This is a genomic window from Abyssisolibacter sp. ZYX002, from assembly GCF_056892235.1.
On sequence record NZ_JARMXH010000002.1, the window covers coordinates 389,652 to 415,430 of the forward strand.

Below are 25,779 nucleotides of genomic sequence, written 5' to 3' on the forward strand. Positions count from 1 at the left end.
GTGATGTTACCTTCCTTCTGTGTATACTTCTTCTCCTAAAACATAGGTACTTACTACTTTTATATCTTTAATTTCAGTTTGATTTTTAACTGGATTCTTGTCTAAAACTATTAAGTCTGCATCTTTGCCTATCTCAATACTACCCTTTTTATCTTCTAAATGTACGCTATATGCTCCATTAATAGTAAACATTTTAAGTGCGTCTTCTACGGTCAATTTTCTTAACTCATTTTCAGAATTTACTACACCGTGGATTGGTATTAATGGAATATTGGGTGTAACTGGTGAATCAGTGCCACCTAAAAGCATAATCCCAGCTTCACGATAAAGTTTAAGCGAACTCATTTTTCTATTTCTTTCTTCTCCTAATATACCACCAAAATTAGCTCCAAATAAGTACAATAGTCCTGGTTGGACTGAAAATGTCAAATCTAGCTGCTTTGCTTGCTTTAATTTTTCATCACTTATTAAATCTACGTGTTCTATGCGATGTCTCAAATCTTTTTTCCCTTGTTCATCTACAACACGTTGGTAACAATCAATTAGTTGGTGTACTGCACGATCTCCTACTGCATGAAATGCACATTGCATGTTTTTAGAATGTGCATCTGAAACCATTTTGTATAATTCCTCATCAGACATATATAAATCTCCTCTATAGCCAGGCTTGTTTATATAGTCTTCTTCTAGTGCAGCTGTCATTTCAACTGGTGTACCATCTAAACATACACATCCACCTATTCTTGGCAATCCTAACTTATGAACGTAATCAACATCTGTAGTCTGGACATAATTAACTACTTGAACGTCTAGTTTTCTTTCACCAAATTCTTCTTGTAACCACCAATCTATATCACGATTATCTATGTCATTGTAGATGAGTGAATGAACTAATGTAACTCCATTAGCAATACATCCATCACTAAGCTTAGCCATAAAGCTTTTTATCTTTTCATCACTAAATATATTCTGAGCTGCTCCCATTTCTACTTCATCCATAGTAAAGGGATCTTCTTTTTTTAATATTTTCATTGCAGCTGTATTTACTATACCGCCATGACCAGTATTGTATTTTATAAACATTGGTCGACCCTCAGATATTTCATCAAATCTTTCTAAATCCTCTATTGGATCGAATGTCATTAAACTAGAATTAAACCCTTCAACCATTACCAATCCTTCAGATTTATCCTTTAATTGTTCTTTTATACTGTAAAACAATTCATCCTTTGTTTCACATTCAAATACAAAGATACTCTCTGTACTCATTCCTGTTGGCAATGAGTGAATATGTGAATTTATGAATCCAGGCATCATTGTTTTCCCTTCTAAATCTACCAGCTTATCATGGTCTGGTAGTTCTTGTCCTTTTGTACCAAAATTAAAAATAATACTATCTTTAATTAATAGCCATTCAATTTTTTTATCTGTCATTGTGATAAAATCACCGTTTATGAATAAAGTTCTCATGATTTCCTCCTATATTAATTCTTCAAGACCTTTAGCAGATGGTTCGTTCCCCTTCTCAATCTGTTCAAGAGCATTTTGTAATATATTATAATTTTCCTTATTAATTTTAAATCTACTCATCATTATAGCACTAACAATGAAAAATAATGGAGCTATTACAAACACTGTAGTTTGCATACCATCTAATGTAGCCTGGGTTTGGGTCTGTAATTCAGAATTATAACCAAAATATTTTAAAAATAATCCAGCAAATGAAGTACCTATCGCATAACCTATTTTTTGCATTAATCCAGTTACTGATAATATAATGCCTTCTCTTCTCTTACGATTTACAAATGCATCTATATCACAGCAGTCATATACTAATGCATAACTCATAGGGAAAAATACATTATGACTACATCCTTGTATTATACCAAATGCTAATATCCATCCAAAACTTGATACACCTAGATACTTGAACATTATCTGCCCAAGACCAAAGATGATGATTAATACAGTATATGCTTTTCTTTTGCCAAGAATTTTAACTATCCCATTAATTACAGGGATTGATAATATACCGATAACAGCTGTTAGCATGAAGTATTTTCCGACTTGTGTTCCATCAAAACCTAAAACTTTTTGCATTAAAAATACTATAGTTCCTTGTGCTAATGTAAAACCAGTAGCATATAATAGTATTGCTATACAAACCTTTCTTAAACTTCTTAGCTTTAGAGTTGAAAAAATACCAGTAAAAATATTTTTTGTTTGATGATAGTTAACGCTTTCCTCTTGTCTTCTTTTCATCTTTACTCTAGATATAGATATCCAGCATATTAATCCAGCTGTAAATATAACTGCTCCATAAGCTAATGCTAATGTAAACCAAGCATCTGCCGGTGTTAACCCTTTAGCCATAAATTTTTCTACTATACTCATAGTAAAAGAACTAGCAATTAACAATCCTGCCATAGTAAAAATGTGTGCATAAAACCTTAATGACGAACGTTCTTCATAATCATTTGTCATTTCAGCTCCAACTGCTGCATAAGGAATCATAAATACAGTGTAACAAGTCCAAAAACATAATGCTAATGCAGTATAATAAATATTTTTCATATTAGGACTTGCTTCAATAATTTTATAAAGGAAAATAAACGAAACTGTTAATGGAACTAATGCTCTAATAATGAGCTTTTGCCTTGATAACTTTCCACTTGAATTTAACTTGTCTGATATGTAACCTACTATAGGATCTGTTAGTGCATCCCACAATACCGCGATGGATGATATTACTCCTGCAAATGCTGGATCTAATCCCACAAAATCAACTGCGAAAACTAAGAAAAAGATATTGTATAGATTACATGTTAATGAATCACAAAGTGTGCCTATTCCATATCCTAATTTTGTAATACACGACAATCTACCATTGTTGACTAAAACATCTGCCTTTGACATAAAATAATCCCCCTTTTATGAAAAAAAATTTTATTATAAAATTTTTTTTCATATCGTTATATCTAAAGTATATTATGATGTTATGACTGTGTCAAATGATTTATTAATAAATTTTAGAAAATATAAATTAAAATTAGCATGACATTTGTGATATAATAAATATGATAAAGGAGGTTATTATGCAATATTCAATTGAAGATATTAAACTTATAGCTAAAGCTATAGCAGCGCAATTTGGCAAAAACACTGAAGTGGTAGTCCATGATTTCTCAAAAGGCTATGATAGCACTATAGTAGCAATTGAAAATGGCCACGTAACCAACAGATCAATTGGTGGTTGTCCAACTAATCTTTTTTTAGAAGAGATACGAAAAGATAATAATAAACGTACTAATTTTAGATATACAACTCATACGAAAGACGGTAAAGTCTTACGTTCTAGTACTGTTAATTTTTTTGATAATGGTAAACGAATGAGTTCTATATGTATAAATCATGATATTACTGATTATATAAATCTTGAAAAAGTTTATTTAAATCTAACAAAAAACGATTGCTTCGGTATTTCTTCTGAAATCCTAGGAGAGGAAATACATACACAATCAATAAAAGAATTATTAGAAGAGCTTATAGTTGAAGCCCTTAGCACTGTCAATGTACCAGTAAATAAAATGAATAAAGTAACTAAACTACAGGTAATTAAGTTTCTTGATGACAAAGGCGTATTCCTCATACAAAAGTCTGGAGATAGAATTTGCGAATTACTAAAAATATCAAAATTTACTCTATATAATTATCTTGATGAAATAAGAATGGAGATAACTGATTAGAATTAAAGCACACCTATATTTTGATTTTAAGGGTGTGTTTTGTTATATGAGGAATTATTGACATAGTTTTTACATATTGATCATTTTTTACATTATCTTTGATATAACTTTTATAAATAATTAAACAAAAATATTCAATTTTCTTTTCAAATCTTTTTCTTTAAATCCTACTTTAATTTAATCCACAAGATTAACATATACTTACCTAAATTATTATATTCTATAATAATATGTACACATTATATACTTGTACATACCTAAATACTCTCCTTTTATAATCTAATGCGCAAAAATGCATTTTTTGAGTCGAACGAAATAATTTGTATTTTTCAGAATATTTGGTAAAATTTAAATATAAAGTAAATTTATTTAAGGTTGGTGATGCTTATGTCTTGACTTATTGTAATAAATTACTATTTCAAAATAAATATAAAACGAAGGGATGATTCTGTGAAAAAACTATTTTCTTTATTGTTAGTTTTGACTCTTATAATTACAAGTTTCTCAATGTCTTTTGCTACAGAAACAAATTACATGCAAAGCAATGAAAGCTTCTCTTTTGATGAATTAGAATTAAATGAAAATGATGAAATACGAATCATTGTTGAACTTAACGAAAAACCATTGATAGACTATGCTACTGATAGCAAGTTAAAAGTAAATGAGTTAGACTCAGCTACTATAGATTCTCTAACTAAAAACATTGAAATTGAACAAAAAGCTATTACAAGCTCACTAGATTCTAAAGAGATAAATTTCAAAATTCATAGAAATTTCCAAAATGTATTTAATGGATTTAGTTGTACTACTACTGTTAAAGAAGCTAAACAAATAGAATCATTATCAGGTGTTAAAAAAGTTTATATTGCTAATAAATACCACAGACCTGAACCTTTAATGCAAGAAAGTGTAACTACTGTAAATGCTAGAACTGTTTGGGAAAAACTTGGTTACACTGGCGAAGGTAAAGTAATTGCTATACTTGATACTGGCATTGATCCTGCTCACAAAGATATGGTTTTATCTAATCCTGAAAAAGGTAAGTTGAGCAAAGAATTTGTTGAAGGTTTAGAATTGGCAGGAACATATAGAACTACTAAAGTTCCGTACGGATATAACTATTATGATAAAAATCAAGAAATATTAGATTTAGGCCCTTATGCTAGTAGACATGGTATGCATGTTGCTGGTATATCTGGTGCAAACGGCGACGAAGAAAATGAAGGAATAAAAGGTGTTGCTCCTGAGTGTCAATTACTTGCTATGAAGGTATTTGGTAACGGTAGTAATCCTTATACTTATAGTGATGTTTATATTAAAGCTATTGATGACTCAATATTAATGGGTGCAGACGTTATAAATATGAGTTTAGGTTCTTCTGCTGGTTTTGTTAAAGGTGACCAACCTGAACAATTAGCTATTAAAAGAGCTGTTGATAATGGCTTAGTTGTTGCTATTTCAGCTGGAAACTCAAATAAATTCGGAAATAAATTTGGTGATCCTTTTGCAGAAAATCCTGACTACGGTGTTGTTGGTAGTCCTGGTATAACTTTTGAATCATTGCAAGTAGCTTCTACTGACAATACACTTTACTTATACAAACATGAATTTGAAGTACCTGGTATAAACAACAAAATTGAAGGTTTCGGAGTAGATGATTGGGCAAAGAAATTGAAATCTACAAATGGAATAGAATTAACAGCAATAGGTGGAACTAAGCTGGGCGCTTTATCAGATTATGAAGGTATTGATGTTACTGGTAAAGTTGTACTTGTTAAAAGAGGTTCTTATTCATTCTTTGACAAGACTACGTGGGCTGCACAAAAGGGCGCAGCTGCAATTATAGTATATGACCATGGTTTATCTACATTCCATAAGGACCAAGGTGGATGGGCAATTCCTTTTGCAAAGATATCAAAAGAAAGTGGCGAAGCTTTAGAAGCTATATTAGCTAATGGAACTGTTTCTATAAATGTTTCTATGGCTGAGAAAAATTTAGCTCCTGCTTCTGGACACCTATCTGATTTTAGTTCTTGGGGACTTACTCCTAACTTAGTATTCAAGCCTGAAATAACTGCTCCTGGTGGAAGAATACTATCTACTGATCAAAATAATGGTTATCAATTAATGAGTGGTACTTCTATGTCATCACCATGCGTTGCTGGTGGTAGTGCATTAGTATTGCAGTATGTTGAAGAAAAATTCCCTAATTTAGCGGGTGCTGAGAAAGTTGAAATGGCTAAGAATCTACTCATGAGTACTGCTAACCCTATACTTGAAACTGTTAATGATGATGTGAAGGAATACGCGTCACCTAGAGGCGAAGGTGCAGGTGTTATGGATTTATTAAAAGCAACTACTACTAAAGCTATAGTTGTTGATAAGCTAACAAACATGTCTAAAGTTGCATTAAATGAAGTTGATGATACTATAACATTTACTGTTAAAGTTAAAAACTTCTCTTTTAGACCATTATTCTATAAGCTAAAAGGAACAGTTGCAACTGATTTAGTAGAAAAAGGTTTAGTTACAGGAAAACCACAACCTCTTGTTAATGATAATAATAAAACTCCTATAAGCTTCAAATATAAATATAATTTCTTTGATATGTTTAAACAACTTAGAGCTTTGAACAATGAAAATAAAACTCTTTATGGCTTAGACGCATTTGGCGATATAGAAAATACTGACACTAATCCTATTATTGATACTAATGAATCATTGAACATAGAAAATCCTAATGCAAATATGAACTTAAATCTTGGTGACAAATTTAAATTTAACTTTGATTTCTTTAAAAATGTTATCATGGTTATGCCAAAGAGTAGTGTTGATGTACAAGTAACTATAGACTTAGAAGATGCTAAAGGTCTAATATCAAATGCTACTATGAATGAGATGTTTGAAAATGGTGGTTTTGTAGAAGGTTTCATATTATTTAGAGAGCTTTTCGCTGATGATGACAAACCAGCTTTATCTATACCATATTGTGGATTCTATGGTGACTGGGATCAAGCTCCTGTTCTTGATGGAACTAAATATGATAAAAAATCATTCTACAATAACTCTGGTATCTTAGATGGAGCTAAATACTACTATCTAGGACAAAATCCTGACCAAACATTTGATGCTAGTAAGATAGCTTTCTCACCAAATGGCGATAAAACTTATGATACTATATTACCATTATTCGCATTCCTTAGAAATGTTAGATCTATAGATATAGATATATTAGATGCTAATAATAATAAAGTATATGATTATATTACTGATGAGTATATACGCAAGAGCTTTGGTGATGGAAAAAATAAATACACTTACCACTATGACCCAGCATGGACTTGGGATGGTAAAGTAAACAATGAGGTTCTTCCTGATGGACAATACTATATAAGAGTTTCTTCTGTTATTGATTATCCGGATGCAACTCCAAGTATAAAAACATTCCCTCTTTATATTGATACTGTAGCTCCTGTTGTTGAAGCAGTGCATGATGAAAATGCTAAAACAATTACGACTACAGCTACTGAAGATGGAAGTTCTATTTATCAATATGTTTTATTAGACAACAACAAAGTTGTTACAAGAAATACTACTGGTCAATTTGATATTAGCAGTCTTAGCTCTGGTGAACATTCACTAGTTGTAGCTGTAATAGACTATGCTAATAATGTAGGTAAATCATCTGCTATTAGCATTACTATAGAATAAACACAAACTAACTATATTATATAAAGGATGACTTTGTCATCAACCTAAGGATGCTTCTTGCGAGGCATCCTTTTTAACTTTATATTCAATTTTAGCACCCGAACTTTTTTGTTATATTCATCTAAATCGTTCGTAGCGATTATTATTTATTACAATTCTTTAATTTTTATATAACAGTCTATAAATCGTTACAAATACTCTATTACAACCCTATTCAAAAATATTCTTATTCAAAATTAGAATTATAACCTTTTCATTGCTGCTTTGTTTAATATCTATTTAAAATATAGTACTTGATTACAATTTTTAATAATTTATTTCAAAAATAATCGGTTAATTTGTTGATTTTAATCAAATCTCGTCAAGTCGCAAGTGTCGTATAATCATAAAATTTGTTAAATTATGACATATTTTCAGAACGATTCGTCTTCCCGAAATGTTTCTTTTTTGTAATATATTGAAACCATCTTACTTTAGATAAATAAAACTTTAAACTACGACGTAGGTTTTTATGATTTTTTTAGTCGAACGAACATTGTTGTAATATTGAGAAATTTTGGTAAAATTTATTTATTGAGTAAAATAACTAAATAAGTTGGTGATGCTATGACATAAAAAAAGAAAATCGCACTATGTTATTCAAATTTTTACAAAACAAGAGAGGATGAATTATTTATGAAAAAACTTTTTAGCACTTTATTAGTTTTTGCTATGATATTAGCAAGTTTCTCATTAGCATTTGCAGATGGAGAAGTAATATTTGAAGATTTAACACAAGAAGTTAATGACGACTATATTAACATTGATCAATTTGAGCAAAGCATTGAACAGTTTAAAGAAGAGTTTGATTTTGAAGCTCAAATGCAACAACTAAATTTAGAAGACGAAGAACAAATACGTCTGATTGTTGAGCTAGATGGAAATCCTGTAATCAACCATGCTACTAGTGAAAACAAAAAAGTAAATGAACTTAATACAGCAACTATTAAGTCTTTAACTAAAAAAATTGTAACTGAACAAAAAGCTATTAAATCAACTCTAAGTAGAAATTATAATATTGAATATCATAGAAGCTTCCAAAATGTATTCAATGGTTTTAGTTGTACTACTACTGTAAAAGAAGCTAAGAATTTAGAAAAATTACCGGGTGTAAAAAATGTTTATGTTGCTGCACAATATAATAGACCTGAGCCTTTAATGCAAGAAAGTGTAACTACTGTTGGCGCTAGAACTCTTTGGGGTAACTTAGGCCTAACTGGTGAAGGTACTGTTGTATCTATAATTGACAGTGGTATAGATCCAAGCCATAAAGATATGGTTTTAACTGATTCTACTAAGAAAAAATTAAATAAAACATTTGTAGATGGACTTAATCTAAAAGGAACTTGGAGAACTGACAAGATTCCTTATGGATATAACTACTATGATAAAAATCAAGAGATATTAGATTTAGGTCAAAATGCTACAAGACATGGAATGCACGTTGCTGGAATCGTTGGCGCTAATGGTAACGAATCTACTGGCGGAATCAAAGGTGTCGCTCCTGAGTGTCAATTACTCGCTATGAAAGTTTTCAGTAACGGTACTAAGAGAACTACTAGCAGTGACGTATATATCAAAGCTATTGACGACTCAATATTAATGGGCGCTGATGTAATAAATATGAGTTTAGGTTCTCCTGCTGGGCATGTTGTACCAGACTTCCCTGCTCAAAAAGCTATCAAGAGAGCTGTTAATAATGGTATAGTTGTTGCTGTTTCTGCTGGTAATTCTCACAGATTTGGTCGCGGCTTTAGTGATCCTCTAACTAGCAACCCTGATACTGGTGTTGTAGGTACTCCTGGTGTAACTTTAGAATCATTCCAAGTTGCTTCTACTGACAATACATCTTATTTATATAAACAAAATATTGCTGTTGAAGGATTAACTAATAATGTTATCGGATATGGAAAAGACAATTGGACAAAACTTCTATCTAGCTCTCAAAACTTACAACTAGTAGCTATAGGTGGAACCAAGTTAGGTAAACTTACTGATTATGATAATATTGATGTTACTGGTAAAGTAGTTCTTGTTAAAAGAGGCGAACATTCTTTTAAAGATAAAACGGATTGGGCTAATCAAAAAGGTGCTAAAGCTATAATCGTTTATGATCATGGTTTATCAACTTTCCATAAAGACCAAGGCGATTGGTCTATACCTTTTGCTAAAATTTCAAAAGAAGATGGAGAAGCTATAGAAGCACTTCTAGTAAATGGTGCTGTAACTATAAATGTAAGTTTAAACGAGAAATATGTTAACCCTAAATCAGGTCAATTATCAAACTTTAGTTCTTGGGGTCTTACTCCAAATCTAGTATTTAAGCCTGAAATAACTGCTCCTGGTGGAAGAATCACTTCTACAGACCAAACTAATCAAAGTAGTTTATACCAATTAATGAGTGGTACCTCTATGTCATCACCATGCGTTGCTGGTGGTAGTGCATTAGTTTTACAGTATGTCAAGCAAAAATTCCCTAATTTAAGCGGTGCTGATAAAGTTGAAATGGTTAAAAAGCTTATAATGAGTACAGCTAATCCTATAGTTCAAAAGCTTGATGGCAATGAAACTGAATTTACATCTCCAAGAGGACAAGGTGCAGGAGTTATGGATTTAGTTAAAGCTACTTCTGCTAAGGCTATAGTAGTTGACTCTTTAACAGGTCAAACTAAAGTTGCTCTTAATGAAATCGGAAATAACGTAAGCTTCAAAGTTACTATTAAAAACCTTACAAATAATCCTTTATATTATACAGTAAGTGGTTCTGTAGCTACTGACTTACCTAAAAACGGTAAGATACTAGCTATACCACAATCTGTAGTTAACGCTAACGGCGAAACACCTATTGAATTTAACTATCCTACAAACCCTGTTGCTAATACTATACTAGTACCTGCAAACGGTTCAACTGATGTTAATGTTTCAGTAAATCTTTCAAATGTAAAAGGTAAAACTAATAATAAAACTCTAAACGCAATGTTTGAAAATGGTTGTTTTGTAGAAGGTTTTGTTCAATTTAAAGAAAAATCAAGCGAAAGCAATTTACCATCTTTATCTATCCCTTATTGTGGATTCTATGGTAGCTGGGACGATGCTCCTATCTTAGATGGTACAAAATATGACAGTTCATCTTTCTATGGTGTATCTGGTATAATAGAAGGCAATAAGTATTATTATCTAGGTCAAAACGCTGATAAGACATTTGACAAGAATAAAATAGCATTTTCTCCTAATGGTGATAACTCATACGATACTATAATACCATTATTCTCTTTCTATAGAAACGCTAGAAAGATAGATATTGATATATTAGATTCAAACAACAACAAAATTCTAGATTTTGTTGATGATGAGTACATCTATAAAAGCTTTGGTGATGGAGAAAACAAATACACTTATTATTTTGATTCTTCATGGAAATGGAACGGTAAAGTAAACAACGTAGTACAGCCAGATGGTCAGTACTACATGAAAGTTAGAACAGTTATAGATTATCCAAATGCAGAGTGGAATGAAAAAATATTCCCAATCAAACTTGATACAACAAAACCAATCTTTACTAATCTAACATACAACCAACAATCAACTGTTTTAACTGCAACTGCAACTGATGCTGGTAGCTCTGTATACCAATATGTATTGCTTAAAGGTTCTGAAGTTGTTGAAAGAAATACTACTGGTCAATTTACTATCAATAAATTAGGCTCAGGTACTCATACATTAAAAGTAGCCGTAATAGACTATGCTAGAAATGTATCTATAACAAATTCTTTCAATCTTACAATTCAATAGAAATATAACATAGATAAAGAGGCTTTAATTTAAGCCTCTTTTATTATACATATTAAATTAAATTCATAAACTCCCTTAATGACATTCTTTTATGCTCATTTCGCCCTATTGTTTCTTCAGCACATATTAGAGCATTTAATACAGATTCTTCTACACATTCTGCTGTTCCTTTAAATGCTGAATCTATTTTATTTTCATTCAGTATTCTAATATTTGTACTTGCTTCTTTTTCATAATGATTGATTGTATTAGCTGTTGAAAAACCTATTACTATATCTCCACTTCCATTTCCATAGTATGATCCTACTCTACTCAAGCCTACACTTGCTCTTTTACATACTCTATTTAACTGCCTATTACTAAGTGGCAAATCTGTAGCTATTATAATTATAACAGAGCCTTTATCTACCTGTTCATCACCATTATGCATCTGTTTAATCAGGCCACCTATTTGCTTACCTTTGATAGTTAATCTACTTCTTTCTCCAAAATTAGCAAGTACTAGTGTTCCTAATGTGTATCTTTCATCATTTATCTCTATTATTCTTGAAGCTGTACCTATTCCTCCTTTAAGCCCAAAACAGCTCATTCCTGTTCCCGCGCCAACAGCACCCTCATGAAATTCTTCACTTGCACACTCTAGAGCCTTCAATACGTGCTCTTGCTTTATATGTAGACCTCTTATATCGTTTAAATATGCATCATTACATTCACATACTATGGGATTGACTGTCCCTGCTTTTTTCCCTATATCTACATTCCTTTTAAGCATATATCTAACTACAGCTTCATATACTGTCCCCACACTCAATGTGTTAGTCAACACTATTGGCGTCTCTAACTGCCCTAATTCGCTCAATTGTATTAATCCTGTTGTCTTTCCAAAACCATTGATTATATAGCTACCTGCTACTAGCTTATTTTCAAAAACATTCTTCTCATGAGGTATTATTGCTGTTACTCCTGTTTTAATATCTTGATCATTCAATGTAAAATGCCCTACTTTTACGCCTTTTACATCTGTTATAGAGTTCTTTATTCCCGTTTTCATGTCCCCTATGAAAATCCCATAATCGCGGATTCTTTTTTGATTCATTATATCACCACATCATTTTTAATCTTTTTTCCACCATACAATATAGCTTTTTTTGCTATTATGTCTAGTGGATTTATATACTCCCCTTGAATACCGTATAAATCATAAGCAGTTGAAAGTTCTGTACATCCCAATATAAAAATATCTGCTCCTTTTTTCTCTAACTCATTCTTTACATCATAAAAATCTTGTAACTCCACATCAGCACTAGCTTTTATCCCATATATAAACCTCATTATCTTGTTTATATTACATCTACTAGGAGTAATAATATCAATATTATACTTAGTAAATAAGTCCTCATAAACTCTAGATATATATGTGCCTTCTGTTGCTAACAATCCTACTTCTTTGGCTTTAAAATTTTTAGCTATATATATCGCTGTTTCTTCAATCATATTTAAAAAAGGTATATTTATATTTGAAGCGATTTCTTCATAAAAGCAATGGGCAGTATTACACGGCATTATCAAATAATCAGCACCTGACTTCTCTAAGTTTATGGAAGTAGCAATCAAATCATTGACTGGACTTATACCTTCTCCCAGTATATATCTTGTCCTATCTGGTATAGATACATTATTGTTGATTATTATATTTAAATGTTCTTGGTCTGTTTTTGCATCTGTATTGTATATGATCTTTTTAAATAATATTGATGTAGCTAAGGGTCCCATGCCTCCAACTATTCCCAAAGTTTTACACATAAAATCCTCCTTTTAATTCTAATCTAATTTCTTATAGTACTCATCAAGCTCTTTTAATTTTTCTACTATGTTTATATGCTGTGGACACATTTGCTCACACTTTTTACAGGCTGTACAAGCATCTACCCCATCACCTCTATCAGATATCACTTTATATCGCCTTACTCCTGATTTATCATCAAATCTAAAAATATTATTGTAATCTTTGAATAAAAAAGGTATTGGTATGTTATTTGGACAAGGCAAACAATAATCACAGCCTGTACAATTCACTTTAGATTTTTCTTCAAAAACCTTTTTTATCTCTTCTATGACATTTAAATCTCTATCTGTCATTTGATTAGGCTTTGTCTCATCTGCTACTAGCATATTTTCTTCTACGTGTTTCATTTCGCTCATACCACTGAGTACTAGCATCACTTTCTCATTATTAAATAACCACTTTAGCGCCCATTGAGCTGGACTTCTTCTCATACTCATCTTGTTCCATAACTTATCTAATTCTTCTGATCCTTTAGCTAAGCTCCCACCTTTAATTGGTTCCATAATGATTACTGGAATTCCTCTATCGTAAGCATAATCGAGCCCTTTTAAACCTGCTTGATACATCTGATCTATATAGTTCAATTGTATCTGGCAAAAATCCCAATCATAACTGTCTAATATCTCTACAAATGCATCAAATTTATCGTGAAATGAAAATCCCATATATTTTATCTTACCACTCTTTTTTGCATAATCCATGAATTTAAACACATCTAAATCTACTAGCTGTTTCCATCGCTTTTCTCCTAACGAATGTAGTAAATAAAAATCTATATAGTCTGTATCTAATCTTTTTAGTTGTTCATCTAATAATTTTTCAAAATCATCGTATTTTTCAACTTTCCAAACTGGAAGCTTGGTGGCTAAATATACTTTTTCTCTGTATCCATTTTTTAGGGCTTTACCAACAAACTCTTCACTCTTTTCGCCATGGTAGTTATAAGCTGTATCAACATAGTTTAGTCCGTTATCTATTGCATAATAAAGCATTTCTTTAGATTTCTTTTCATCTATTACAGAATTATCATTGTTTAATGTAGGCAACCTCATCGCCCCAAAACCTAATTTTGAAAGCTTAATTTCCGTATTACCAAATTTGCTATACTGCATTAGATCACACCCTTCTTTTGTTTTAAAAAATCTATTTTTCATTTTATATTAACATCATCCATTTGTAAACCAATTTATATTTACAATTTAGAGTTTAATAATATGTATATTGCTTTTTATGAAAGCTCTCCTCTGATTTGTTAATATTATATACATTATATCAAAAAAGCCATTTTAAATACATAACAAAGAAATTTAGTAACAATTTTTAAATATTAATCATAATATGAAATTATCCTAAAATATTCGTGGAAACTTCAATAAATATATTGTAGTTTCATATTAATGATTTTGAGGTTAGTATTAATTTAACGTCCAATTGTTAGCCTAGGCTAACAATTAGAGCTGGAGGTGAAATATTGAATAAAAATGAAATACCTTTATGTAGCTTACAAGTAGGAAAAAAAGCTATGGTTAAAAAACTGATTTGCCAAGGCTTATCAAAACGAAGATTACTTGATTTAGGAATTACTAAAAACACTACTATAAAAGCTGTTAGGAAAAGTCCTTCTGCTAATCCTATTGCTTATAATATAAGAGGAACTATTATTGCTTTACGTAATCAAGAAGCTAATAACATTTTAGTTACACCTATAGATTGAATTCTGAAACTAAGGAGGTAATTATGGGCTTAACAAGTAAATCGAGTGGTTTTTCACTGCTAAAAGAGAAATTTAACCTCAAACTAAGCTATGATAATCAACCTATTATAGCACTAGCTGGAAATCCAAACACAGGTAAAAGCACTTTGTTTAATTATCTAACAGGGCTAAACCAACATACTGGCAACTGGCCAGGCAAGACAGTGTCAAACGCCCAAGGATATTTTACCTATAATAACGTTAAGTATTTGTTAGTTGACCTACCAGGAACTTATTCATTGTTAGCAAATTCAGCTGAAGAAGAAATAGCTAGGGACTTCGTATGCTTCGGAGAACCTTCTATAACTATTGTTATAGCTGATTCTACTTGTCTTGAGAGAAATTTAAACCTTACCCTTCAAATTATGGAACTTACTAGCAATACTATATTGTGCCTAAATTTAATTGATGAAGCTATAAGGAAAGGTATACACATAGATTATGATGTTTTAGAGCATGATTTAGGTATACCCGTTATACCAACAGTAGCACGTAGCGGTAAAGGGGTAGATAAACTACTACTTACTATAGACAATATGATAACAAAAAACATCACTACCAAACCATATAAAATAACCTATGACGAAATTATAGAGCAAAAAGTAAGTACTATTGAAGCTAAACTCAAAAAACACATTGGTAATAAATACAATACTCGTTGGTTAGCACTTAGAATTATTGATGGAGATAAACACATTGTCGATTCTATCGGAAATATTATTTTAAATAAAACTATAATGTAAAAGAGGTGATTAATTGTCTAATAATGATTTAAATCTTATACATAAAGAACTCTATAATGATAATAATGATTATGGTGATATGATAGTATCCACCATATACAATAAAGCTTCTCAAATATCTAAAAATGCTGTGACCGTGGATGGAAAAAGCAAACCTCACTTAGAAGACAAAATAGACAACATACTTACCAGCAAACTACTTGGCTATCCAATAATGTTACTTCTATTAGGTTTAATTTTTTGGATAACCATTGAAGGAGCAAATGTCCCATCTGCTATGCTAGCTAATTTGCTATTTTCACTTGAAACAAAAATATCATCTCTTTTCACTATGTTAAGCGCTCCAAGCTGGCTACATGGTATAATTGTTCTAGGCATATATAGAACACTAGCATGGGTTGTATCTGTTATGCTACCACCTATGGCTATATTCTTTCCTATGTTTACTCTACTAGAAGATTTGGGTTATTTACCGAGGGTAGCTTTTAATTTAGATAATGCTTTTAGAAAATCAGGTACTCATGGAAAGCAAGCTCTTACGATGAGTATGGGTTTTGGATGTAATGCTGCAGGCGTAATTGCTTGTCGCATAATTGACTCTCCTCGAGAAAGATTAATAGCTATACTTACTAATAATTTCGTACCATGTAACGGTAGATTTCCTACTCTAATAGCTATATCTATGATTTTTTTAGGTCTATATTCTTCTAAGTATGGTTCTATGATGGCATCTCTGTGTCTAGTTGCAATGATTTTAATAGGGATAGTGGTAACTTTACTGATCTCCAAGTTTCTATCAGTTACCTTTTTAAAGGGCATTCCTTCGTCTTTTACTTTAGAACTTCCACCTTACAGAAAGCCACAACTTGGTAAGGTTATTGTACGCTCTATATTTGATAGGACATTGTTTGTATTAGGTAGGGCAGTAATGGTAGCTGCACCAGCAGGAGCAATCATTTATATAGTTGCTAATGTTACGATAGGAGATATTAGTTTGTTAAATCATATCGCAACTTTTTTAAATCCATTTGGAAATTTACTTGGTCTTGATGGAATTATACTTATGGCTTTCATACTTGGTCTACCAGCTAATGAAATAGTTTTACCTATTTTAATAATGTCTTATATGTCTAAAGGTGCTATGCTCGAATTGGATAATTTAAACTCGCTAAAAGATTTATTACTCTCAAATGGTTGGACTTTTATAACTGGATTGAACTTCATGCTGTTTTCTCTGCTACATTTTCCTTGTGGTACTACTCTGCTTACTATAAAAAAAGAAACGAATAGCACTAAATGGACTGTATTCGCTTTTGCGCTGACTACTACAGTTGCTATTCTTGTGACTTTTGTTATAAATACTATCTATACTTTACTTTAAAGGTATTACTTTGGATAACGCTTTAGGATTAAGACATACGGTTTTTTAATGGTTTATTACTTATTGATGAGAATCATATCCTTATTTCCTATGGACTTCAATAAGAGCTTGTTTCTATTGATTATATAAAAACGTTGTTGAAACAAACTCTTATAGTCGCTTCATCGGAAAAACGGATATGCTTCTTTTTGGCTTAATTAGTTATCTTTTATTATTTTAGATTATCTTTGTGGCCCCTATTTTATTGGTTTAACCTTGGTTAGATGATGTCTTTTTAAGCTCTGTTCTTATATTTATATGCAAATTTATTATATTATAAAAGTCTGACCTCACTGTTCTAAGCAAAAAACAAAAGCCACACTCAAAAGCATGACCCGATTTTAATTTATTTCTTCAAAGCAATAACAAGTATGTATTTACTCTTCTACTTCATTTGATAAAACCTCTAATTTACTCTTATACTCGTATGATTTGTAGAGATTGTAAATCCTAGTATTGTCCTCAAAAAAGGATACTAACTTTTCAATACATTTTATAGTTTCTATAGTAAAATAATGTTCCATTGCTTCTGCTTCTTTGATAGCATCACTTTCAGATCCTATTATTACAATAAAACTCTTTAGTAATTTGTTTCTTTCACATAAAAATTTCCCTAAAGCAATCCCTTTCTGCTCTATTTTTATCCTTTCATAAGGCTTATAGTCTATATATCCATTTTCTTTAAGTTTTCTTAGTCCTTTTACTACAGAAGGCTTGGATACTGACAATACTCTGGCTATATCCATAACTCTAATTTCTTTCTTTGTTATTGACATTCTATATACTTCTTCTAAATAATCCTCTAGACTTGGGGATAACATAATCTTTTTACTCCTCATATACTTTTTTAACTACAATATATTTATTCATATAATGCTTCAATTATTCTAGACATTCTGTTATAAATATGTGTTCTTTTTCTATATACTGTTATATAATATTACTTGCGTTAGTATAACAAGTATATTAAAAGGAGGACTGATTTTGACTATCTTCAATTTGTTATCTATTTCTACTGCATTAGCTTTAGATGCATGTGGAGTATCTTTTTCGATTGGTCTAAACAAAAAAATAAGTACATTAAGCGCTAAATTTTACATATTTAGCTTTGCTATATTTCAGTTTTTATTCGCTTTTATTGGAGGCTTTTTAGGTTTAGCATTTAATAGATATATATTTTCGTTGCCAACTTCCACTGGAGGAATAGTGCTTATAATAATAGGGGTTTTTATTTTTCTGGGATTATTCTCTAAAAATGAATCAATAAAAATTGCAAATTGGTACATGATTATAGGTATGGGAATATCTGTGAGTATTGATGCTTTATTAATTGGTTTTTCTGTATTTAATTCATTTGATATATTTTATTTGTTTCTTTATAGCTGTATTATAGGTTTAATTACAGCAGTATTGTCTTCTCTTTGTTTTGTATTATCTCATTATGTCAAACATTTACCTTTTATAGAAGATAAAAACGATTATATTAGTGGCATTATTTTGATCTTGATTGGAATCAAAATAATTTTTTGTTAAAAAATTTCAATTTATCATAAATATTTTATTTTTTTTATAAACTGTTTTCATTTCTATGTAAACCAAGTAGTAGATAATATTACTTGGTTTATCTTTTTGCATAATTCACATAATATTAACGTAACACAAATAAAAAAAACTTGAAAGGAGACTTAAACATGACTTATAATGGTTCAGGAAGAAATGGTATCGTTGTTCCAGAAGCTCGTCAAGCATTAAACCAAATGAAAAATGAAATAGCTAGCGAACTAGGATTAACAAACTATGACTCAATGGATAAGGGAAATTTAACTGCTAGAGAAAATGGTTATGTAGGTGGATACATTACTAAAAGATTAGTTGAGCAAGCTCAAAGAAGTTTAAGCGGTAAATAATTCAGGGCTTTAAGTCTTTTATGAGTATCTTAGGATAGTAATATCCTAACTATAAAAACAAAGATAGGTGAAATCACCTATCTTTGTTTTTTGTCAAGCAGTAGGTGGTGTGAAAACTCTTTGGCCTAACTGAGTGTCTAACATAAATATACCGTGACTGTTGTCTTTTAGCCTACTGAGTTTCTTAATTATACTCGTCATTGTTGCTTCTTCTTCTACTTGTTCATCTATAAACCATCTCAACATACTACTTGTTGCATGTTCTCTTTCTCCATTTGCTATATCCATCAGGTTATATATCCTTTTTGTCACTGATTTTTCATGATCTAATGCTTTTTTAAATACATCTAGTATTGAATCAAACTTATTTTCTGGTCCTTTTAATGCTCTTAGTACTACTCTTCCTCCCATTTCATTTACAAAATTATATAGCTTCATAGCATGGAATCGCTCTTCTTCTGCTTGCACTATAAAGAAATTAGCAAAACCCTCCAAATCTTGATCAGCACAATATGCTGCCATAGCTAAATATATGTGTGCAGATTCAAATTCATAGTTAATCTGTTCATTTAATTCATTGAGTAATTTTTCCGTTACCATTTTAATCTCCTCTCTCTGTTATAATATTATTTATATTTATATTTACCCAAAATATAAATGTTTAAACCATTCTTAATCTACTATATTTATATCTAGCATTTTGTATATATTGTAATTAATCCAATCTGTTTGTGGCGCATTTTTATCTTCTAAAAATTTATGTAGTGATTTTTTTAAGCTATCTCCATATATTCCATCTAATGAACCGAAATAATATCCTTTTCTCTTTAATCTTTTTTGTACTTCCAATACATCTGATCCTCTATCTCCGTGTTTTATTGTTCTAAAACCATTACTAAAAGCACCATAAATGCCTCTAAACAATACTACTGGTGTATTATATGCTACAATGTCATATAATTCTTCTATATCCTTATTCCTCATTCTCACGCATCCATGAGAAGCATTATATCCTATTGTATAAGGTTTATTTGTACCATGAATACCATATTGACCCCAAGGGACATTAATCCTCATCCATCTTGTTCCAAAGCCTTCGCCCCATCTACTCTTCTGAATTATTCTAAATGTACCTATTGGTGTTGGTGTTTTATATTTTCCTGTTGCAACTGTATATTGCTTTAACAGGATATTTTGTTTTCTATCCATAAGATATAGCTTATTTGCTTCTATATCTATAAATATGCTTAAATTTTTCTTATCTAATTTTTTTTCATCTAATACAACATTAAATTGTTCAGTACTTTTATATGATTTCATCAAAGCATTTTTTATGATTTTATCTCCAAGCATTACAACTATCATACTTAATATAAAGCAAAAAATTAGTAATCTCTTTCTTATATAAACACCTCCTCTATGTATTTTGTCACAGTCAGTTATTATATTCTATTCAGTGTGTTATAAATTTATAATAGCTATCTGTCTTACAGATAGCTATTTTTAGTATTGTTCTTTATTATTTTAAATTATCAAGAAAATCTTCTGCTTGTTTATTACTATTAACTATATTTCTATTTTTGACTGACATTTTATTTTGTAAGAAGTCTGTTTTAAGTTTATCTAATACAACAACCGAAGCTTTTATACCTTTTATTTGTCCATATTCTCTTATTTGTTTAAAACTATGATAATCTTCTAAAACTGATATATCAGCATCTTTTAGATTTGCTAAAACTGTAAAATGCTCTTTCAGTTTATCTATAGCTATCTTCACATCGGTATTATAATTTTTTAAATTCTCTTTTTTTAGTTCCCCTATTATTTTTATTAATAATCTGTTTTTTCTTTTATCAATACTTATATCATACAAATATATTCCCTCATTTCTAGCAATGCCATTTAAGGACAGCAGCAATATGATTAACTCCTGCTCCTGATGATGTAATTAATACGTTATCTCCATCTTTTAATTTGCCCTCTTCTCGAGCTTCATATAAGTTTATTGGTATACATGCTGAAGCCATATTACCATACTTTGTGAAAGTTTGATGTGATTTGCCTTCTCTTACATCTATGGCTTCTCTCCAAGCATCATGCGCCCAATGGCAAGGTTGATGAGATAAAAATAAATCTATATCTGGTCCTTTCACCTCTGCTTTTTCTAGCGCCAGCTCACAAATTATTTTCATGTCTTCAACTGATGATCTACCTACTTCTCTCATCTTTTTAAAGTTGGTTGTCATAAGTGGTAAACTTGGTGATTGTTTATAATGTACTCTTATTTTATCGTTATGTGGCATTCTCTCTTTAACTGTAAATGCATCGTGGTAATATCCATGTGAATTACAACTTGATGCTATGTAGCCTCTATTATCAGGAACTTGTCCAACTATTACTGCCCCTGCACCATCTCCAGCATACGGTGATAGATAGTCTGAATAATCCATTAGTTTTGAATGTATTACCGATGTAACAATAAGTATATTTTTAAACTCTTTCATTGCTATCAGATTTGATGCAAGTGTAATCATAGTAACAAAGCTCGAACAACACGTATCAATATTCCATGCACCCGCATTTTTTAGTCCCAATTTGTGTTGCACAAGACTTGCATTCCCTGGAACTAATTCATCCTGTAACATTGAATGAACTAGAACTAAATCAATATCGTCTTTTGACAATCCTGAATCCTTTATTGCGTTTTCTCCTGCTATAGCTTCTATATCTGAAGGTAATAAATCTTCTGGGAAGACTCTTCTACTTTCTATTCCTTCAAATTTCATTGCTTTATCATTGGGCAAATTAGCTATTTTGATATTATCCCAATATTCATTCGTTCTAACTTCATCTGGAATGTACACTCCTATTCCTATAATTCCTCCCGATGCTAACTGTTTCTTCATATTTCCACCTCTTTTGTTTAATTTTGTTAAGTAGTAACTTTATTTTATCATTTTAGTTATTTTTTTTCAAATGTTTGCATAAAAGTTTGAACAAAAAAAGAAGCTATCATAGCTTCTAATGTCTTTTTTTCTTAAATTTATCTAATTTAATAGCATCACTTGGACATGCTTTAATACAATCTCCACACCTTATGCACTCTTTGCTATTTGGCGTCTCATGTGTTTTGATATCCATCTTACAAACTCTATAACATTTTGAGCAATTTGTGCATTTATCTCCATCTATTCTGTATCTATACATACTTAAAGGATTAAACAAACCATATATTGCACCTAATGGACATATAACTCTACAAAATGGTCTGAAGATTATTATACTTGCTATAATTGTAACTACTAGTAATCCTATTTTCCAATAATATAATGTTCCAATACTCATCTTTAAGACTGGGTTTGTATATACTAAAGGCAATCCAGCTTCTAATGTTCCTGCTGGACATATGTATTTACAAAATGCTGGGTCTCCCATCCCTACTCGATTCACAAAAAATACTGGCAAGATTATTACAAATACTAATAAAATAACATATTTAACATATCTAAGCTTTGCTGGTAGCTTCATTTTGGGTGACGGTATCTTGTTGAGTAAATCTTGTATTAACCCAAATGGACATAACCATCCACACACAAATCTCCCTAATATAGCTCCAATAAATATCAAAAAACCAAATATATAAAAACTCATTTTATATTTCATGCTACCAAGTACTGCTTGTAATGAGCCTATTGGACATGAGCCTACGGCTCCTGGGCATGAATAACAATTAAGCCCAGGAACACAGCCCTTTTTTAAAAAGCCTTGATATATTTTCCCCTCGTAAAAACCTTTAAAATTGGAATTTGTAATGATAGCACTAATCACTTGTACAATCGTTCTGTTAAATTTAGCCAATACCTATACACTCCAAACATATATTTATTGATTTTATGAAAACTGTACTTACTTCACCTCTAAAGACACCTAAAACCATAAAAGCTATCCCAATTATTATGAGTATATTTCTAGTGTTTTTCATTTTATTTTATACTCTCCGCTAATTTATCTATAATAACCTTGTATTCTTCATAAGTTGCGCTTCCTACTTTAAATGTATCTAGGACTTTTCCTTTTGCATCTACAAATATTGATGTAGGCACGTATTGAAAATCTTTTAAAACTTTATTCATTAACACTTCTTCCACTAATATATTAGTATACTTTACTCCTGCTTCTTTTACTATTTCTTTTGCTTTATCGGTGTTTTCATCTTTTTTAACATCTGCTACTATTCCTATTATATTTATATCTTTTTTCTGACTATAATCGTATAGTTTTTGAAGATCAGGCATTTCTTCAATACATGGTGGGCAGAATGTACCCCAAACATTTATCATTGTAATTTTGCTGTCTTTAAATATCTCATTTGTAATCTCTTTTCCATCTAAATCTGTTGTTTTGAAATCTGGAATAGTTATCCCTGCAATAGGGTTTTTAGCTTTATCTTTTTGCTCTTCTTTATCACTATCTTTTTTATCGTTAACGTCTTGCTCTTTGTTTGTATTGTTCGCTTCTTTACCTGTTTGTTCTTTGTTAGTATCACCTGTACATCCAATCAATGACAGTATAAGTAATGCAGTAACTAAAATGACTATAATTTTTTTCATTACAACAACTCCTTATTATATTATTTGGCTTACCACTGATTACTTTAACTTTTATAATATATTAGCTTAACATATATCTTTGCTAGCCATTGTTATATAATTATACCAACTTTGTAATCATTTACTTGGTCCGCCATATTATAGCTATGTGTAAATTTTATAATTTTTCTGTAACTATTTCTAATATTTCTTCTAATGACTGTCTTATGGCATTGTTATATTAATCTATTTTATTTGATATTATTATTCGTATGTGTATCAAATAAGATTAATGCACTTTTTTTGATCTTCAAACTTAAAAATACTTATAAATTTTGTCTACGTTGTGTTATTTATTCTTTGCTACAAGGTAAAATACATATAAATAGATACTATTTGTTAAGATAATTCATAACTTTTTCTATTACATTAGCAGTTACTGGAGCTGCTATAGTTCCTCCATGATAATCATCAGCTTGAGGTTCATCTATTATTACTAATATAGCTATTTGTGGGTTTTCTGTTGGTGCCACCCCTATAAATGAACCAATATAGTATCCATTACCATATTTACCATTAACAAACTTTTGAGCAGTACCTGTTTTACCTCCAACATCGTAACCCTGCACATAAGCCTTTTTACCTGTTCCTTCTTCTACTGTATATCTTAAAAATTCTCTCATCTTATCTGATGTTTCTTTTGAAATAACCTTTTTTACTACCTCTGGCTTAAATGTATATGTAGCTTCTTCATCACTATTTTCTACTCTTTCTATTATCGCTGGCTTCATTAGATTTCCACCATTTACTACAGCACAAAATGCATTTAACATTTGAATGGGTGTCACACTTAAACCTTGACCAAAAGACATAGTTGTAAGTTCTACATCATTTATCCCTTTTACATCTTGAATAAGACCTTTTTCTTCTCCTGGCAAATCAATATTCGTCTTTTTGCCAAATCCAAATGCAGATATATATTTACATAATCTCTCTTTTTTTAGCTTCAATGCAAGTACTGTAGATACTTCATTACAAGAGTTTGCAAAGCCTTCCATTAGTGTTTGTACTCCATGTGGATCATAGTATCTCCAACATTTAATATTGCCCTTTACCTGTTTAATAAAACCATCACATACAAATGTTTCGCCCTTTTCTACAACATTTTCTTCTATAGCACTTGCCCATGTAATAAGTTTAAATACTGATCCTGGTTCATGTATTCCAGATATAGAATAGTTTTTCCACATTTTGTATAGCGATTGTACTTTATCTTCCGCATTATTTATTTGACTAATTCTTTCCTGACTTAACTTTACCCATGGCTTGTCCATATCATAAGCTATCTCAAGTCTTTTGTTTGGATTATAATCTGGCTTGTTTGCCATAGCTAGTACCTTTCCATTGTTTGGATCCATTATTGTAATTGATACCTTTTTTGCTTTATTAGTAACTAATGCTTCCATGGCGGCTTTTTCTGCTATACGCTGTATTCTTTCATCTATTGTTAATACAACATTTTCACCTTCTTGAGGATCAAAAAGCTTTGTGTCTCCGTAAGGTAGTTGGTTTCCTCTTCTATCTGTTATCTTTATACTTCTTCCAGGTATTCCTCCTAAGTAATCTTGAGCGGATCTCTCTATGCCATATTCGCCATAGTTATCTCCGTTCGTATTTCCAAGTATACAAGCTGCAAAATTATTACCTGGATAAAATCTTTTGTACTTCTCATCTACTGTCAATCCTCTAATATTTTCTTTTGCTAGAAGATCTACTTGTTTTTTTTCCACCCATTTTTTTATTGATACCCACCTTTTATCTGTTTTAAGCATATTTATTACATCTTCTTCTTCTAATTTAAGTATACTTGATAACTTCTTAGCATACTCCAGTATTTTATCTTCTTTCAAATTATCAGTTTTGCTGTATCCTATGTCATAAAATCTCTTTGTTGTCGTTAATATCTTTTTGTTTCTGTCATATATTATACCTCTCTTAGGGACTATTTTTATATCTTTTGTTAATTGTGTTGTTGCCATCACTTTTAAAGATTCTCCCTTGATAAGTTGTAAATAACCAAGCCTAGTAACTATTGCTAATATTAAAAGCAAAAACATTATAGACATGATAAAAACTCTCATTTTAATGCCTTTAATTGCTTGCATTTTCCCTCTCCCTCTCGTAGCTTACTATGTTATATTATTCTTCATTTTTTATACTAATCCCTCTTTTA

General features: G+C 30.8%; 20 protein-coding genes and 1 pseudogene. 7 read left to right on the forward strand and 14 right to left on the reverse strand.

All coding sequences use genetic code 11. The features are described 5' to 3' along the window. Nucleotides 1–6 precede the first annotated feature (6 nt). Nucleotides 7–1,470, reverse strand: a complete 1,464-nt coding sequence (locus tag P3X86_RS07880) for an amidohydrolase (protein WP_483292120.1) — start codon at nt 1,468–1,470, stop codon at nt 7–9. A 9-nt stretch (nt 1,471–1,479) separates the two neighbouring features. Beyond that, nucleotides 1,480–2,916 carry an MFS transporter gene (locus tag P3X86_RS07885; RefSeq protein ID WP_483292121.1) on the reverse strand — a complete coding sequence of 479 codons (1,437 nt, stop codon included), beginning with the start codon at nt 2,914–2,916 and terminating at the stop codon, nt 1,480–1,482. Between the two features lie 179 nt (nt 2,917–3,095). On the opposite strand from P3X86_RS07885, the gene P3X86_RS07890 reads away from it, so the two are divergent. From P3X86_RS07890 to P3X86_RS07900, 3 genes are all read left to right on the forward strand, one after another. Beyond that, entirely contained in the window at nt 3,096–3,746 is a 651-nt protein-coding gene (locus P3X86_RS07890; RefSeq protein ID WP_483292122.1) for a helix-turn-helix transcriptional regulator, read from the forward strand. A gap of 450 nt (nt 3,747–4,196) precedes the next feature. After that, a complete protein-coding gene (locus tag P3X86_RS07895; protein ID WP_483292123.1) occupies nt 4,197–7,457 on the forward strand; it encodes a S8 family serine peptidase in 3,261 nt (1,086 codons plus the stop codon). Between the two features lie 675 nt (nt 7,458–8,132). After that, on the forward strand, nt 8,133–11,288 hold the full coding sequence (locus P3X86_RS07900; RefSeq protein WP_483292124.1) for a S8 family serine peptidase: 3,156 nt from the start codon (nt 8,133–8,135) through the stop codon (nt 11,286–11,288). Between the two features lie 52 nt (nt 11,289–11,340). Here the strand turns inward: P3X86_RS07900 and P3X86_RS07905 are convergent, their stop codons facing one another. Genes P3X86_RS07905 through P3X86_RS07915 form a run of 3 tightly spaced genes read right to left on the reverse strand, consistent with a single transcriptional unit; the run spans nt 11,341 to nt 14,246 of the window. Further along, on the reverse strand, nt 11,341–12,384 hold the full coding sequence (locus P3X86_RS07905) for a DmpA family aminopeptidase (protein ID WP_483292125.1): 1,044 nt from the start codon (nt 12,382–12,384) through the stop codon (nt 11,341–11,343). Beyond that, entirely contained in the window at nt 12,384–13,091 is a 708-nt protein-coding gene (gene cuyB / locus P3X86_RS07910; RefSeq protein WP_483292126.1) for a cysteate racemase, read from the reverse strand. The genes P3X86_RS07905 and cuyB overlap by 1 nt, the downstream gene beginning before the upstream one ends. Before the next feature lie 18 nt (nt 13,092–13,109). After that, nucleotides 13,110–14,246 (reverse strand): aldo/keto reductase, encoded by a 1,137-nt coding sequence (locus P3X86_RS07915; RefSeq protein ID WP_483292127.1) that lies wholly within the window; start codon nt 14,244–14,246, stop codon nt 13,110–13,112. A gap of 359 nt (nt 14,247–14,605) precedes the next feature. Here P3X86_RS07915 and P3X86_RS07920 point away from each other — a divergent pair, with 359 nt between their 5' ends. Together P3X86_RS07920 and feoB are read left to right on the forward strand one after the other, a co-directional pair. Beyond that, nucleotides 14,606–14,848: a FeoA family protein gene (locus P3X86_RS07920; protein ID WP_483292128.1), complete on the forward strand. Its 243-nt coding sequence runs from the start codon at nt 14,606–14,608 to the stop codon at nt 14,846–14,848. Nucleotides 14,849–14,871: 23 nt separating this feature from the next. Further along, nucleotides 14,872–17,011, forward strand: a pseudogene (gene feoB / locus P3X86_RS07925) (ferrous iron transport protein B). A gap of 416 nt (nt 17,012–17,427) precedes the next feature. Here the strand turns inward: feoB and P3X86_RS07930 are convergent. Next, the gene (locus P3X86_RS07930) at nt 17,428–17,871 is read right to left on the reverse strand and encodes a metal-dependent transcriptional regulator (protein WP_483292129.1); all 444 of its coding nucleotides are present in this window, start codon (nt 17,869–17,871) and stop codon (nt 17,428–17,430) included. A gap of 163 nt (nt 17,872–18,034) precedes the next feature. On the opposite strand from P3X86_RS07930, the gene P3X86_RS07935 reads away from it, so the two are divergent. Further along, the gene (locus P3X86_RS07935; protein WP_483292130.1) at nt 18,035–18,583 is read left to right on the forward strand and encodes a manganese efflux pump MntP; all 549 of its coding nucleotides are present in this window, start codon (nt 18,035–18,037) and stop codon (nt 18,581–18,583) included. Between the two features lie 158 nt (nt 18,584–18,741). Beyond that, nucleotides 18,742–18,957: an alpha/beta-type small acid-soluble spore protein gene (locus P3X86_RS07940; RefSeq protein WP_483292131.1), complete on the forward strand. Its 216-nt coding sequence runs from the start codon at nt 18,742–18,744 to the stop codon at nt 18,955–18,957. 93 nt (nt 18,958–19,050) lie between these two features. Here the strand turns inward: P3X86_RS07940 and P3X86_RS07945 are convergent, their stop codons facing one another. From P3X86_RS07945 to P3X86_RS07980, 8 genes are all read right to left on the reverse strand, one after another. Continuing rightward, entirely contained in the window at nt 19,051–19,557 is a 507-nt protein-coding gene (locus P3X86_RS07945; RefSeq protein ID WP_483292132.1) for a ferritin, read from the reverse strand. A gap of 72 nt (nt 19,558–19,629) precedes the next feature. Beyond that, on the reverse strand, nt 19,630–20,310 hold the full coding sequence (locus P3X86_RS07950) for a L,D-transpeptidase family protein (protein WP_483292133.1): 681 nt from the start codon (nt 20,308–20,310) through the stop codon (nt 19,630–19,632). A 166-nt stretch (nt 20,311–20,476) separates the two neighbouring features. Beyond that, nucleotides 20,477–20,830, reverse strand: a complete 354-nt coding sequence (locus tag P3X86_RS07955; protein ID WP_483292134.1) for a hypothetical protein — start codon at nt 20,828–20,830, stop codon at nt 20,477–20,479. Between the two features lie 16 nt (nt 20,831–20,846). Continuing rightward, nucleotides 20,847–21,863 carry a 3-oxoacyl-ACP synthase III family protein gene (locus P3X86_RS07960; protein WP_483292135.1) on the reverse strand — a complete coding sequence of 339 codons (1,017 nt, stop codon included), beginning with the start codon at nt 21,861–21,863 and terminating at the stop codon, nt 20,847–20,849. Nucleotides 21,864–21,978: 115 nt separating this feature from the next. Beyond that, the gene (locus P3X86_RS07965) at nt 21,979–22,815 is read right to left on the reverse strand and encodes a 4Fe-4S binding protein (protein ID WP_483292136.1); all 837 of its coding nucleotides are present in this window, start codon (nt 22,813–22,815) and stop codon (nt 21,979–21,981) included. Further along, on the reverse strand, nt 22,808–22,939 hold the full coding sequence (locus P3X86_RS07970) for a CD1871A family CXXC motif-containing protein (RefSeq protein ID WP_483292137.1): 132 nt from the start codon (nt 22,937–22,939) through the stop codon (nt 22,808–22,810). The genes P3X86_RS07965 and P3X86_RS07970 overlap by 8 nt, the downstream gene beginning before the upstream one ends. Before the next feature lies 1 nt (nt 22,940). Beyond that, on the reverse strand, nt 22,941–23,567 hold the full coding sequence (locus tag P3X86_RS07975; RefSeq protein ID WP_483292138.1) for a TlpA family protein disulfide reductase: 627 nt from the start codon (nt 23,565–23,567) through the stop codon (nt 22,941–22,943). A gap of 371 nt (nt 23,568–23,938) precedes the next feature. Further along, nucleotides 23,939–25,711: a peptidoglycan D,D-transpeptidase FtsI family protein gene (locus P3X86_RS07980; RefSeq protein WP_483292139.1), complete on the reverse strand. Its 1,773-nt coding sequence runs from the start codon at nt 25,709–25,711 to the stop codon at nt 23,939–23,941. Nucleotides 25,712–25,779 lie beyond the last annotated feature (68 nt).